Raw genomic sequence first — 13096 nt, 5'->3', positions numbered from 1 at the left:
TCATCCATGAGAAAGGGAGCTGGTCGGAGCCTGGATCGCCGCCGCTTTGGCCAGGGCCTTCGAACGGGCACGGGCAAAGGCGGCGGCGGACAGCAGCAGGATGATGCCGCCCTCGGTGGCGACGGCCCCATAGCCGCCGAGGAAGTCGATGGTGTAGCCCGCCAGCATGGGGCCGAGCGCCGCACCACCGCCGATGATCATATTCGACAGGATCACCATGTTGCCATCATCGTCGCTGTCGGCCAGCGAGGCCAGCAGGAGCGGCAGCAGGAAGGACCACAGAACCTGGAGCAGGACGATCACCCCGGCGAAGACCATATGGTCGCTCACCAGTTCGATTACTCCCAGGCAGAGAACCAGCAGCAGATAGCTGCCGAGGACAAAGCGGTTGTGATGAGCCTTGCCGCCGACATGGGAGGCGAGCACGGACCCGAGAATGCCGGCCGTCATCGCCAGCGACGACAGCATGCCGATTCCGGCGTCGGTGAAGCCCAGCTCGGCCCCCGGAATGCCGACGAAGGCCCAGGCGCCGCCGACCGCGACGTAAAAGCCGAAGATCGCCACCAGCGTCCAGCGCGCCGCCTTCAGGTTGTGCCGCTCGCCGCCACCGCTGAGCGACGGCAGCAGGCCGCCGCCGAAGCCGGCGATCACCACCAGCGACAGCAGTGCGGCCGCCGCGAGACAGGCATAGATGCCGCCGATGCCGGTGCTGACGAACAGATCGGGCAGATACAGCAGACCGATCGCAGCGGCCACCGTCTGGCCGCCGCTCCAATAGGCGAAGGCCTTCGGCGGATTGGCCGCACGCGCGGCCGATACCAGCGCCACAACCGACAGGATGCCGCCGGCCGCACCGGCGACGATGCGCGCCGGAAGGAACAGTTCCACCGAGGTGACCAGCGCAGAGGCGACGTTGGCGAGGATGAAGAGGACGGTCGCCAGCAGGGCGACGGTGCGCGGCGACAGGACGCGCAGCAGGCGCATGGCGGGGAAGGAGACCAGCGAGGCGCCGGCCAGTTCGCATCCCATGATCAGCCCGATGGTCCCCGCCGACCAGTCGAGCTGGCCGGCCATCTGGCCGGCGACCACCGGCGAGACGAGGAAGCTGTAGGGGCCGACGATCCCGAAGAGGGTGATGGCGGCGGTCGACAGCGGGCTGTCGGCGGATTGGGCGCCGTCCTGCGGCACCCCGGAATCGGAGAAATTGGACGAGTTGGGCGGGTTGGACATGGGGGCGGCACTCTCTCGATGGGGGAGTCGGGAGCACCGGGACTGCGGCCACAGCCGGTCGGCCCGGATGCTGCGAGGCGGCGGGAAAGAAGCCGTTGAGAGCGGTCCGGCGGCCAGGAGGCCGCGATGGATCACGCCGTCAGCGGATCGCCAAAACGCAGTCCGGGAAGGCTGCATGCCGGTCCGGCCCGAAGGTTCCGCGCAATCGGGAGAGGGGTGATGGCCGCGAAAGACCGAAGGGTCGAAGACCTCATGATGTGTCTCCCAGAAGCTGCCTGTTCAGTGGCATTCGCTGTCGCCGCGGCCGCTCGCAATGTCGGCCGGGCCGGAATGTCCTTGCTGTGGTTCGTCCGCCGGATCGTTGTCCGGAGACGGGGACTCCCTGCCCCTTGGGGACAGGATAGACCCAGGCGTGAAGCGGTGCGACCGCTCCTTGAACTGTCTTCGCAAAAGGGTCCGGAGAGCCGTTGGACCGGGGTCTCCGTAAAAATCTGGTCGTTTGACCAAATCGTTTGACCAACATGCAGATCGGGTGCTATCGGTGTCAAGCGAAACATGAACAAAAAATGGCGCCGCCCGATAATTGGGCACGGCGTCAGGCCCCGGCGGATCATGGGGCCGGACGAACAGGCAGGCAGCCCGGCGAACGGGCGCATCGACAAGGGATTCACGATCATGACTGACGAGAGGACTGGAACACCGGCCCCCTGGCAGATGGATGCCACGGACCTCGCCGCCCGGATCGCCGGACGGGAGCTGTCCGCACGGGACGCGGCGCTGAGCTGTCTGGAACGGCTGGGCGCCGTGAACCCGGCGGTCAACGCCATGGTCGGCGATCTCAGCGCCGGCGCCCTGGCGGAGGCCGATCTGGCCGATCAGCTGGCGGCGACCGGCGCAGCGCTCGCACCGCTGCATGGCGTGCCGGTCACGACCAAGATCAACGTCGATCAGGCCGGCGTCGCCACCACCAACGGTGTTGCCGCCTTCACCGGCCTGATCGCCGAAACCGACAGCCCGCCGGTCGCCAACTGGCGCAAGGCCGGTGCCGTCTTCATCGGCAGGACCAACGCCCCACCCTTCTCGGTGCGCTGGTTCACCGACAACGAGCCGCATGGCCTGACCCTCAACCCCTGGGATCCCGCCCGCAATGTCGGCGGTTCGAGCGGCGGGGCCGCCGCCGCGGTCGCCACCGGCATCGGTCCGCTGGCCCATGGCAACGATCTGGCCGGCTCCGCCCGGCTGCCGGCCAGCGCCTGCGGCATCTACGGCATGCGTCCGACCACCGGCCGGGTGCCCGCCTTCAACCCGACCGGCAAGGGCGAACGCTCGCTCTGTCTGCAGATCGGCTCCTCCCAAGGGGTTCTGGCGCGTTCCGTGCGCGACATCCGCCTGGGGCTGGAGACGATGGCGGTGCGCGACGCGCGGGATCCGCTTTGGGTGCCGGCGCCGTTGGCGATGGAGGGCGACGACGCCAAGGTGCGTGTCGCCCTGTTCACCGGAGCGCCGGATTACGCCATCGACCCCGCCGTTCGCGATGCGCTGCGGCTGGCCGTCGATTGGCTGAGCGACGCCGGATACGCCGTGGAAGAGGCTGCGCCGCCCAGCTTCGCCGAGATCGCCCGGCTGTGGATGGCGATGCTGGGCACCGAGATGCAGGGCCCGGCGATGCAGCAGGCGATGGCGCTCGCCGACGAGCCGCTGCGTCGCTCCCAGGCGCTGACCGCCGGCCTCTCGCCACGCCTGTCGGCCGAGGAGATGCTGGCCGGCTTCACCGCCCGCGCCACCTACCAACGTGCCTGGCAGCTGTTTTTCGAACAGTATCCGCTGCTGCTGCTGCCGACGGCCTGGGCCCTTCCCTTCCCCGTCGGCTACGACACCGTCGGCGAAAACGAAGCGCTGGAGATCCTGCGGGCGCACAGCCCATGCTGCGTCACGGCGTTCCTCGGCGTGCCGGCGATCTCGGTTCCGGTGGTGCGCGCACCGCTGCCGGTCGGCATCCAGCTGGTGGGTGCGCGGTTCCGTGACGGGCTTTGCCTGAGCGCCGCCGAGGCGCTGAGCCGGCGCATCGGACCGATCCTGCCGATCGATCCCAAAGGCGGCACCAAGAGTCCGGCCTCCCCGCGATAAATCCTAGCACGAACTAGTCAATTGACCTAGTTTCGGTTCCCTGCCGGCCGATGGTGCCGGAATGCCCGGCCCTGCGCGCCTTTTCCGCGCGCAGCCCCGCGTCGACCCAAGGAGGAAACCGAAGGTGCTACGGAGAGCGAAGAGTGAGGCCAAGCGCGAAACCATCCTGCAGGCGGCGATCACCGTCATCGCCAAGGAGGGTGTGCATGGCGCCACGACACGCAAGATCGCGGCGGAAGCGGGAATCAACCTCGCGACGCTGCATTACCAGTTCGAAAGCAAGGAAACGATCCTGCTCAGCGTGCTCGGCCATCTGACCGCGCATTACCGGCAGGAACTGGATATGGCCTTTTCCAAGCCGGAACCCCTGCGGGACCGGATCGACCATCTGCTGACCTTCATCTGGAGCGAGGTTCAGCGCGCACCGGAAGAACAGCTGACGCTCTACGACCTCACGCTCTACGCCCTGACGACCCCCGGGTCGGAGTGGATGGGGAAGAAGAAGTACGAGGAGCTTCTGCTGCTGTACCGCGACGCGCTCGCCTCCTCCACCGAGATCACGACCGGCTCACTGGACATCGACCTCGACAGCCTGGCGAATTTCGTCTTCACCGGCTTCGTCGGCACCGTCCTCCAGTGGCTCGCCACCGCCAACACGCCGCGGGCCAGACAGCAAATCCAGAATCTGATCGTCGCGGCCCAACGCATGTATCTCTAACCCCCTCCCACCCCCGGAGACACCATGGGCAACACCCCGATCCACACCGCTTCCCGCCATATCGCCGTCATCGGCGCGGGCTTCGCCGGACTGACCGCCGCCCGCGCCCTGAAGGCCGCCGGCCACCGCGTCACCGTCCTGGAAGCCCGCGACCGGGTCGGCGGGCGCATCAACACCAAGGCGGCGCAGGATGGCACGCCGGTGGATGTCGGCGGCCAGTGGATCGGTCCGGGCCAGGACCGCGTGATCGCACTGGCCGAGGAACTGGGGGTCGAAACCTTTCCCTCCTATGAGGCGGGCGAGAATCTCTGCCTCTATGACGGCAAGCTGATGCGCTTCGCCGGGCTGATGCCGCCGCATGAGCCGGTCGGCCTCGCCGATGCAGAAGCGATCTTCGGCGCCCTCGACGCACTGGCGGCCAGCGCCGACGCCGAGCGCCCGTGGGAGACGCCCAACGCCAAAGAGCTGGACAGCATCACCTTCGAGCAGTGGATCGTCCGCACCGCCAACACGCCGGAGGCTGCCTTTTGGATGCGTTTTCTGGCCAATTCGGTGCTGGCGGCCGACTCCCGCGAACTTTCGATGCTGCATGTGATGGTCTACATCAAGGCCGGCGGCGGGCTGGCCAGCCTGATCGGCATGTCCGGCGGCGCGCAGGAACGGCGCTTCACCAAGGGCGCCCAGCATCTGGCCGAACGGCTGGCCGACACCGTGCGCGACGACATCCGCTTCAACTGTCCGGTCACCTCCATCACCCAGGACGGCAGCGGCGTCACCATCGAGCATGCCGGCGGCACCCTGCGCGCCGACCGCGTCGTCGTCACCCTGCCCCCGGCGCTTGCCGGGCGCCTGCGCTACAGCCCCGCCCTGCCCGGTCAGCGCGACCACCTGACCCAGCGCATGCCGATGGGCGCCTGCATCAAGATCCAGTGCTTCTACGACACGCCCTTCTGGCGCGAGGACGGGCTGTCGGGCATGGCGGTCAACCAGGATGGCCCGATCAGCCTGACCTACGACAATTCGCCGGCTTCCGGCCAGCCCGGCGTGATGGTCTGCTTCATCGAGGGTGAGGACGCCAAGGAGTGGACCGGCCGCAGCGCCGGGGAGCGGCGGACCGCTGTGCTGAACGCGCTGGCGCGGTTGTTCGGCCCGCGCGCACTGGAGGTGCGCGAGTTCATCGAGCTGTCCTGGCTGGAGGAGGAATATTCGCGCGGCGGCTATGCCGGCTTCATGATCCCGGGTGTCTGGACCCGTCTCGGCCCGGCGCTGACGGCGCCCTGCGGCCTGATCCATTGGGCCGGCACCGAAACCGCCAGCCGCTGGCCAGGCTACATGGACGGCGCCATCCGGTCCGGCGAGCGCGTCGCCGCCGAGATCACGACCGCCCTGGCGACGGCGTAAAAACAAGGAAAAGCAAGCAAGAACACGATCGAACAGGAGATCACGACATGGTGGACAGTGCGAAGCTGGCGCGCCTGCGCGAACGCTACGGCAACGCGACGCCGGCCGATTTCTTCGACTCCCAGTTCCGGGCGGTGGCGGAGGCTGTGTTCCGCGGGGCCGAGGCGCCGCGCCAGCCCTATTCCGACGCGGGAACCCTGCTTGATGCGCCGCTGCGCACCGATGTCGCCGCGCTGCCGGATTTCGGCGGGCTGGACATCGCCCTGGTCGGGGTGCCGCTCGACCTCGGCGTGACCAACCGGGCAGGCTCCCGCTTCGGGCCGCGGGCGCTGCGCAACACCGACCGCATCGGCCCCTACGACCATGTGCTGAAGCTGGCGCCGGCCACCCTGGCGGAGATCGCCGACATCGGTGACGTGCCCTTCGCCAATTATCTCAGCCATGACAGCTGCCATCACGACATCCAGGCCTTCTATGCCCGTCTGGCGAAGGCCGGCGTCGTTCCGCTGTCGGTCGGCGGCGATCATTCTATCACCGGTTCGATCCTGAAAAGCCTGGGCAGCGACCGCCCTGTCGGACTGGTGCACTTCGACGCCCATTGCGACACCAGCGGGGTCGGCGACGGCGCCCGCTTCCACCACAGCGGCCCCTTCCGTACCGCCGTCCTCGACGGCGTGCTGGATCCGGACCGCACCATCCAGATCGGCATCCGCGGCAGCGCAGAGTTCTTCTGGGAGTTCTCCTACGAGTCCGGCATGACGGTGCTGCACGCCGAGGACGTCGAGGAGATGGGAGTCAAGGCAGTCATCGCCAAAGCCCGCGAAGTGGTGGGCGACGGCCCGGTCTACATCTCCTTCGACGTCGATTGCCTCGACCCGGTCTATGCTCCCGGCACCGGCACCCCGGAGGTGGGCGGCCTGACCTCGCGCGAGGCGCTGGCCATCCTGCGCGGCCTGGATGGGTTGGACGTGATCGGTGCCGACGTGGTGGAGGTGGCTCCGCAATATGATCCGACCAGCAACACCGCCCAGGTGGGTGCGCAGATCCTGTTCGAAGAATTGTGCCTCGCCACCCGTGCCCTGCAGAGACGGCGGGCGTGAGCCACACCGGGTTTCCTGAAGACCCCGCTCCATGAGAGTACGGGGTCTTCGCGACGGAACCGGCCAATTCCAATGCAAGGCAGCGGGTGAGCTTGCCGGGCTCCCCATTGAACGCTGCGTGGACGCGCGCGCCATGTCATGGCGCGTGCGTCCATGCGGCGTTCAGGCTGACGGGAATCTTGGAGCCGCGTCGCCAACCGGGACAGGGTAAAGACGCGGGTCGTGTTGACGTCGAAACGGCAGTCCACTCGATCTCGTAGTCGAAGAGGGGCTCGTCCCCCGGCCTGTCCCCGTGCGCGATGACAGCAGCTTGCCTGCGTCCAGCGCCACCTCATACCGCTGGCGATGAAATTTTCTCCATTCTGCTTTAAATATGGAAAACTTTTCTATTGTTATGCGCGGGCTCGATCAAAAAAGTAAAAAATTATCACTTTCGCCGTGGCATATTATTGTTCACAAGGATGAAGCGGCAGTAATTTAATTCCTGACCTGCGTTCATCCTTTCGACCGCAAATCATCATGATTTGCTATGATAAAGCGTAGGAAAGGGGAATCTCCGTTGTCGATTTCATCTCCTCCATCGCAAACATTGACGACACATCCTGAAGCTCAATTCTTTCAATTAATTTTCTATAAAAAGCGTCATATGCTTTGATGTCGGGAATGACCACCCGCAGCAAATAGTCAATCTCACCGCTCAGACGGTAAAGATCGACAACCTCAGGTATGCCAGCCACGACATTCCGGAATTTCTCCAACCACTCGGCAGAATGATTGCTGGTACGGACCGCCACAAAGACCGTCACGTCCACATTCAATCTGGCCCTGTCCAACAGCACAACGCGCTTGCGGATATATCCTTCCTGCTCAAGGCGTTGAATGCGGCGCCAGCAGGGAGTCGTCGACAGGCCCACCTGCTTGCCGAGATCGGCAAGCGAAAGGCCCGCGTCGGCCTGAAGGGCCGCCAGGATTTTCCGGTCGGTGGCGTCGATGGTCATGGGGCACCCTCTGGAAATCTGCGGATGATGCAAATGATTTTGTCAAATCTGCTCGCAAGAAGAAAATCCTTTCTCTTTTGCTGATTTCGTATGCATTCGCCTGCCCCGAAATGGGCAGAACGCTCAGCCCTTAAGCAACTGGCGCCCGCCATCACAGCAAAGGCCGTTCGATGACCGATCACGTCGCAACAGAGAAAGCCCCGGCCGCCATCGGCCCTTATGCGCAGGCCCGCATCGCCGCCGGCCTGCTGTTCGTCTCCGGGCAATTGCCGATCGACCCGGCCAGCGGGAGCTTCGCCGGCACGGACGCGCCGGCCCAGGCAAGACAGAGCCTGACCAACCTCGCGGCGATCGCCGAGGCCGCCGGCACCAGCCTGGGCAAAGCGGTCAAGATGACCGTCTACGTCACCGATCTCGGCCAGTTCAAGGCGGTGAACGAGGTCTATGCCGGCTTCTTCCAGGCGCCCTTCCCCGCCCGCACGACCGTCGAAGTATCGGCCCTGCCCCTGGGCGCGTCGGTCGAGATCGACGCCATCATCGCTCTTTGAGGATGTCATGACCGCTTCCCCGCGGATCCTGTCCGCGCAGCCGGCCGCCCGGCCCTCGCTCCCCCCCGTTCGCCTCGATTTCACGCCTTTGCCCGAGTCCGGCCGAAGCGACTGGGTTCGGCAGGCGATCGGGCTGCTGGAGACCGAGGCGGTGCGATCCCCCGACACCCCCCTGCTGAAACTGGACGTCCCGGCCCTTGCCGGACTCGACATCTATCTGAAGGACGAGTCGACCCACCCCACCGGCAGCCTGAAGCATCGCGTTGCCCGGTCGCTGCTGCTGTTCGCCATCTGCAACGGCCGCATCGGGAACGGAACGCCGGTGATCGAGGCGTCGTCGGGCTCCACCGCGGTGTCGGAGGCTTATTTCGCCCGGCTGCTCGGCCTGCCCTTCTATGCGGTGATGCCGCGGGGAACGTCGGCGGAGAAGATCGCCGCGATCGAGCTCTATGGCGGTCACTGCCGGTTCGTGGAGAGTTCGCAGGCGATCTATGCCGAGGCCGCCGCCCTGGCGACCCGGCTCGGCGGGGTCTATCTCGACCAGTTCACCTACGCGGAGCGGGCGACCGACTGGCGCGCCAACAACATCGCGCAGTCCATCTTCGACCAGATGCGCAACGAACACCATCCGGTGCCGGATTGGATCGTCATGAGCGCCGGCACCGGCGGCACCGCCGCCACCATCGGCCGCTACATCCGCTACCGCCATCTTGCCACGCGGCTGTGCGTGCCCGATGCCGAACATTCCGTCTTCTACGACAGCTTCACCAGCCGCAGCAGCACGATGACCTGCGAGCGCGGATCGCGGATCGAGGGAATCGGCCGGCCGCGCGTCGAACCGTCCTTCATCCCCGAGGTGATCGATCAGATGATCAAGGTGCCGGACACCGCATCGCTGGCGGCGATGAGGGTGCTGTCGCGGCGCCTCGGCCGCAAGGTCGGCGGCTCCACCGGGACGAACTTCTTCGCGCTGTGCTGGATCGCGGGGCGGATGCGGGATGCCGGCCGCTCCGGGTCGCTGGTGACGCTGATCTGCGATTCCGGCGAACGCTACCGCAACACCTACCATGACGAATCCTGGATGCGGCAGGCCGGCTTCGACACCGCCGCGGTCGAGGAGAGAATCGAGCAGTTCCTTCAGGGCGGCGCGCCGCTCTGAACAAAAGAAAAAATCGAGCTGTCGCCACCAAGAAAAGCAGCCGATACGAACAGGAGACTTCACCGATGGACGATTTTCGCAAGCTCTTGCGGGACGCAATGAAAAGCCGCGCCATGGTCTATGAGGCCGCCTTCGACGAGATGCGCAAGGAGATCGGCGACGACAAGGCCAGGGAGATCATGGCCCGCACCATCTACCGCCGGGGGGCGGCCATCGCGCACAACTTCGCTCCCCATGCCCCGGCCGATCTGGCGGGTCTGAGGGACTCCTTCCTGAAATTCATCCCCGACGCCGAGGCCCAGTTCGGGCCGGAGGTCGTGCGCTGCACCGACGAGGTGCTGGAGATCCGCTTCCACACCTGCCCGCTGAAGGAGGCCTGGATGGAGGCGAAGCTGCCGGTGGAGACGGTGGAGACGCTGTGCGAACTCGCCGGTTCGGTCGACAAGGGCACCTTCGAGACGGCCGGGTTCGACATCGAGGTCGACACCTGGAAGCCGGGCCGCAGCACCTGCTGCCACCTGACCATCACGCCGGGCCGTACGGCCCCGGCCGCCGCGCATTGATCCCCGCCCCATCGAACCCGTCCCGTCGAAAGGGAGCAGCACCATGAAGAGGCACCTCATCCTCGGCGCCGTCCTCGGCACCTTGCTGGCCGCCGGTTCCGCAACCGCGGCCGACCGCGAGATCGTCATCGGCTATCAGGCTCCGCTCAGCGGCGACCGCAGCCAATATGGCGAGATGTTCCGCAACGCGGCGCAGATCAAGCTGGAGGAGTTCAACAAGTCCGGCAAGCTGGCGGGCGCCACCGTCTCCATCGCCTTCGAGGACAGCAAGGACGACCCCAAGGAAGCGCGCAACATCGCCCGCAAATTCCTGGACAATCCGAAGATCGTCGGGGTGATCGGCGATTTCTCCTCCACCGTCTCGATGGCGGCCGGCGAGATCTATGCCGCAGAGAAGATGCCGCAGCTGTCACAGACCGCCTCCCATCCCGACTTCACCAAGATCAGCCCCTGGCAGTTCCGCAACATCACCACCCAGGCCTTCGAAGGTCCCTACAATGCCGACTGGATCCTGGCCGGCGGCCTGAAGTCGGCGGCGGTGATCTACATCCAGAACGACTGGGGCATCTCGGCGCTCGACGGCTTCGTCGCCGGTTTCAAGGCCAAGGGCGGCAAGATCGTCTCCACCGAAGCCTTCAACCCCGGCAACCGCGATTTCCGCTCCATCCTGACCAAGGTCGCGCGGCAGAAGCCGGACGTGATCTATCTCGCCATGTTCTATGAAGAGGGCGCGGCCCTGGCCCAGCAGCGCGAACAGCTGGGCATCACCATCCCGCTCTACGGCACCAGCTCCCTCTATTCGCCCAAGCTGATCGAACTGGGACGCGGATCGGTCGAGGGGCTGCATCTGGCGACCACCTTCACCCCGGACAATCCCGACCCGGCGGTGCGCAGCTTCGTGACGGAATACTCGGCGCGCTACAAGGCCGAGCCCGGCATGTTCGCCGCCCAGGCCTACGACGCTGTCGGCATCATGCTCGACGCCGTGGCCAAGGCCGGCCCCGCGGTGACGCGCCAGAGCCTGCGCGACGCGCTGGCATCCACAACCGCCTATCCCGGCGTCACCGGCGCCACCAGCTTCGACCCCGCCACCCGCGAACCGTCCAAGTCGCTGGCGCGGATGATGGTGAAGGACGGCAAGTTCCAGGTGGTGGCGGTTCCCTGAACGGTCCCGCGCCTGCCACCTCCGGGCATCACGCCCGATCCGTCCGACGGACGAAAGCCGCGGGGGCCAGTCCCGCCCAAGCCGGCGGGCACGCCCCCCGAAGCCTGGAGCTTGCCATGGTTTTCGACATCTTCTTCTTGCAGCAGGTCATCAACGGCCTGTCCATCGGCTGCGTCTATGCCCTGATGGCGATCGGCTTCACGCTGATCTTCGGTGTGCTCAACGTCGTCAACTTCGCCCATGGCGAGGTCTATACCGTCGGCGCCTTCGTCGGGCTGATGGTCATCACCGCCTTCGCCCCGCCGCTGCTGGCGGTGGTGCCGCTGGTCCTGGCGGCCGGCGCGCTGGCGGGAGTCGGGCTGGAGCGCATCGCCTTCCGCCCCTTCCGCCGCTTCAACGACGAGGCGAGCCAGAAATCCCGCGCCATGCGCGAAGCGACCCTGCTGTCCTCGCTGGCCGTGTCCATCGTGACGCGGGAGGTGATGATGCACCTGTTCGGCGGCGACATGCAGGGCATTCCGGCCGGCTATCTTCTGCAAAGACCGGTCGCCATCGGTCCGGTGATGGTCGCCAGCGGCAGCCTGGTGATCTTCGCCACCTCCGCCGTGATGCTGGGCGCCCTGCAGTTCCTGCTCTACCGCACCCAGACCGGGCTGGGCATCCGGGCGGTCTCCAACAACCAGCTGGGGGCGCGCTATGTCGGCATCGACACCGACCGCACCATCGTCACCACCTTCGCCGTCGGATCGATGCTTGGGGCGACGGCGGGAATCCTGGTCGGGCTCTATGACGGCGCAATCTCGCCGCATATGGGGTTCGCACCCGGCGTCAAGGCCTTCGTCGCCATGGTGATGGGCGGGCTGTCCAGCATTCCAGGAGCGGTCGCCTGCGCGCTTCTGCTCGGCGTGTCGGAGAGCATCGCCACCGAATTCCTCTCCAGCGGCTGGAAGGACCTGATCACCTACAGCCTTCTGGTCGTCACGCTGGTCTTCTTCCCGCAAGGATTGTTCGGACATGGACGTGAACGTGCCTGACGCCCGGCCGATGCCGGACACCGGGGCGCTGCCCGCCGCCGCATGGCGCGGCCGGCAGCATGGCTGGACCCTTCTGCTGCTGGCCGTCGCCTTCGGCGCGGTGCCGGCCGCCATCGCCGCGACGGGATCCAGCTACCTCGCCCAGATCGCCATCACGGCGATGATCTTCGTCATCCTGTCGGCCAGCCTGAACCATGTCACCGGAACGGCCGGACTGCTGTCGATCGGACACGCCGCCTTCTACGGCATCGGCGCCTATGCCGCCGCACTGCTGTCGACGAAGCTCGGCCTGCCCTTCATCGTCACCCTACCCGCAGCCGGGCTGATCGCCGCGCTGTTCGGCCTTCTGGTGGCCCTGCCGACCATGAGGCTGGTCAGCATCTATTTCGCCGTCGCCACGCTCGGCATCGGCGAGATGATCTACGTGATCCTGCTGAACTGGGTGGACCTGACCCGCGGGCCGATGGGAATCCGCGGCATCCCGCCGGTCGAGCTGTTCGGCTGGCAGGCCGACACGCTGCTCAGCCGCTATCTGGTGGTGGCCGCGATCGCCGTCGCCAGCCTCTGGGTGCTGCACCGGCTGACCCATTCCTACTACGGCAATGCGCTGCGGGCCCTGCGCGAGGACGACCAGTGCGCCGACAGCATGGGAGTCGACGTGGTGCGGCTGAAGATCGAATCCTTCGTCGTCGCCACCTTCTTCGCCGGCATCGCCGGAGCGCTGCTGGCGCACACCTCCGCCTACATCGCGCCGGACAATTTCCGCTTCATGGAATCGATCCTGATCCTGGCGATGGTCGTGGTCGGCGGGTTGGGCAGCCTGCCCGGCGCGGTTGTCGGCGCCCTGTTCATGATCGTCCTGCCCGAGGCGCTCCGCGGCATCGGCGACTACCGCATGATCGCCGTGGGGGTGACGATGTTCCTGTCCATCCTGCTGCTGCCGAAGGGCATGTTGACCGAAGGCGTCGCGCTCGGCTTCGTCCGCCGCGCCTTCGCCCGTGGCTGGGCCAACGTCGCCGGCGGCAAGCCGGTCGGCTGGAAGTGAGGCTGACC

12 protein-coding genes are annotated in these 13096 nt (G+C 66.4%); 10 read left to right on the top strand and 2 right to left on the bottom strand.

Going from position 1 to position 13096, the window contains the following annotated elements:
* Positions 1-1230: an MFS transporter gene (locus A6A40_RS22650; RefSeq protein WP_108548154.1), complete on the bottom strand. Its 1230-nt coding sequence runs from the start codon at positions 1228-1230 to the stop codon at positions 1-3.
* 675 nt (positions 1231-1905) lie between these two features.
* Between A6A40_RS22650 and A6A40_RS22645 the strand changes: the two genes are divergently transcribed.
* From A6A40_RS22645 to speB, 4 genes are all read left to right on the top strand, one after another.
* Entirely contained in the window at positions 1906-3357 is a 1452-nt protein-coding gene (locus A6A40_RS22645; protein WP_108548258.1) for an amidase, read from the top strand.
* A gap of 124 nt (positions 3358-3481) precedes the next feature.
* On the top strand, positions 3482-4075 hold the full coding sequence (locus tag A6A40_RS22640; RefSeq protein WP_236783971.1) for a TetR/AcrR family transcriptional regulator: 594 nt from the start codon (positions 3482-3484) through the stop codon (positions 4073-4075).
* A gap of 24 nt (positions 4076-4099) precedes the next feature.
* Positions 4100-5476 (top strand): flavin monoamine oxidase family protein, encoded by a 1377-nt coding sequence (locus A6A40_RS22635; RefSeq protein ID WP_108548152.1) that lies wholly within the window; start codon positions 4100-4102, stop codon positions 5474-5476.
* Positions 5477-5523: 47 nt separating this feature from the next.
* Positions 5524-6576 (top strand): agmatinase, encoded by a 1053-nt coding sequence (gene speB / locus A6A40_RS22630; protein WP_108548151.1) that lies wholly within the window; start codon positions 5524-5526, stop codon positions 6574-6576.
* A gap of 527 nt (positions 6577-7103) precedes the next feature.
* On the opposite strand, the gene A6A40_RS22625 is transcribed toward speB, so the two are convergent.
* Complete coding sequence (locus tag A6A40_RS22625) at positions 7104-7568, bottom strand: Lrp/AsnC family transcriptional regulator (protein ID WP_162363841.1); 465 nt, start codon at positions 7566-7568, stop codon at positions 7104-7106.
* 176 nt (positions 7569-7744) lie between these two features.
* Here A6A40_RS22625 and A6A40_RS22620 point away from each other — a divergent pair, with 176 nt between their 5' ends.
* From A6A40_RS22620 to A6A40_RS22595, 6 genes are all read left to right on the top strand, one after another.
* Entirely contained in the window at positions 7745-8122 is a 378-nt protein-coding gene (locus tag A6A40_RS22620; protein WP_108548149.1) for a Rid family detoxifying hydrolase, read from the top strand.
* Positions 8123-8129: 7 nt separating this feature from the next.
* Positions 8130-9281 (top strand): PLP-dependent cysteine synthase family protein, encoded by a 1152-nt coding sequence (locus A6A40_RS22615; RefSeq protein ID WP_108548148.1) that lies wholly within the window; start codon positions 8130-8132, stop codon positions 9279-9281.
* Between the two features lie 65 nt (positions 9282-9346).
* Complete coding sequence (locus tag A6A40_RS22610; protein WP_108548147.1) at positions 9347-9844, top strand: L-2-amino-thiazoline-4-carboxylic acid hydrolase; 498 nt, start codon at positions 9347-9349, stop codon at positions 9842-9844.
* Between the two features lie 43 nt (positions 9845-9887).
* On the top strand, positions 9888-11009 hold the full coding sequence (locus tag A6A40_RS22605; RefSeq protein ID WP_108548146.1) for an ABC transporter substrate-binding protein: 1122 nt from the start codon (positions 9888-9890) through the stop codon (positions 11007-11009).
* Between the two features lie 116 nt (positions 11010-11125).
* Positions 11126-12043 (top strand): branched-chain amino acid ABC transporter permease, encoded by a 918-nt coding sequence (locus A6A40_RS22600; RefSeq protein ID WP_108548145.1) that lies wholly within the window; start codon positions 11126-11128, stop codon positions 12041-12043.
* The gene (locus A6A40_RS22595; RefSeq protein WP_108548144.1) at positions 12024-13088 is read left to right on the top strand and encodes a branched-chain amino acid ABC transporter permease; all 1065 of its coding nucleotides are present in this window, start codon (positions 12024-12026) and stop codon (positions 13086-13088) included. Before A6A40_RS22600 ends, A6A40_RS22595 begins: the two co-directional genes overlap by 20 nt.
* Positions 13089-13096 lie beyond the last annotated feature (8 nt).

Origin of the sequence: Azospirillum humicireducens (assembly GCF_001639105.2) — a bacterium.
In the GTDB taxonomy this organism is placed as follows: domain Bacteria; phylum Pseudomonadota; class Alphaproteobacteria; order Azospirillales; family Azospirillaceae; genus Azospirillum; species Azospirillum humicireducens.
This window is presented reverse-complemented; position numbering and strand designations above follow the sequence as displayed.

What these genes read in the sequence shown, in the direction of transcription:
- speB (WP_108548151.1), top strand. Translation starts at nt 5,524, where the DNA reads ATGGTGGACAGTGCGAAGCTGGCGCGCCTGCGCGAACGCTACGGCAAC.
- A6A40_RS22605 (WP_108548146.1), top strand. Translation starts at nt 9,888, where the DNA reads ATGAAGAGGCACCTCATCCTCGGCGCCGTCCTCGGCACCTTGCTGGCC.
- A6A40_RS22615 (WP_108548148.1), top strand. Translation starts at nt 8,130, where the DNA reads ATGACCGCTTCCCCGCGGATCCTGTCCGCGCAGCCGGCCGCCCGGCCC.
- A6A40_RS22620 (WP_108548149.1), top strand. Translation starts at nt 7,745, where the DNA reads ATGACCGATCACGTCGCAACAGAGAAAGCCCCGGCCGCCATCGGCCCT.
- A6A40_RS22595 (WP_108548144.1), top strand. Translation starts at nt 12,024, where the DNA reads ATGGACGTGAACGTGCCTGACGCCCGGCCGATGCCGGACACCGGGGCG.
- A6A40_RS22610 (WP_108548147.1), top strand. Translation starts at nt 9,347, where the DNA reads ATGGACGATTTTCGCAAGCTCTTGCGGGACGCAATGAAAAGCCGCGCC.
- A6A40_RS22600 (WP_108548145.1), top strand. Translation starts at nt 11,126, where the DNA reads ATGGTTTTCGACATCTTCTTCTTGCAGCAGGTCATCAACGGCCTGTCC.
- A6A40_RS22635 (WP_108548152.1), top strand. Translation starts at nt 4,100, where the DNA reads ATGGGCAACACCCCGATCCACACCGCTTCCCGCCATATCGCCGTCATC.
- A6A40_RS22645 (WP_108548258.1), top strand. Translation starts at nt 1,906, where the DNA reads ATGACTGACGAGAGGACTGGAACACCGGCCCCCTGGCAGATGGATGCC.
- A6A40_RS22650 (WP_108548154.1), bottom strand. Translation starts at nt 1,230, where the DNA reads ATGTCCAACCCGCCCAACTCGTCCAATTTCTCCGATTCCGGGGTGCCG.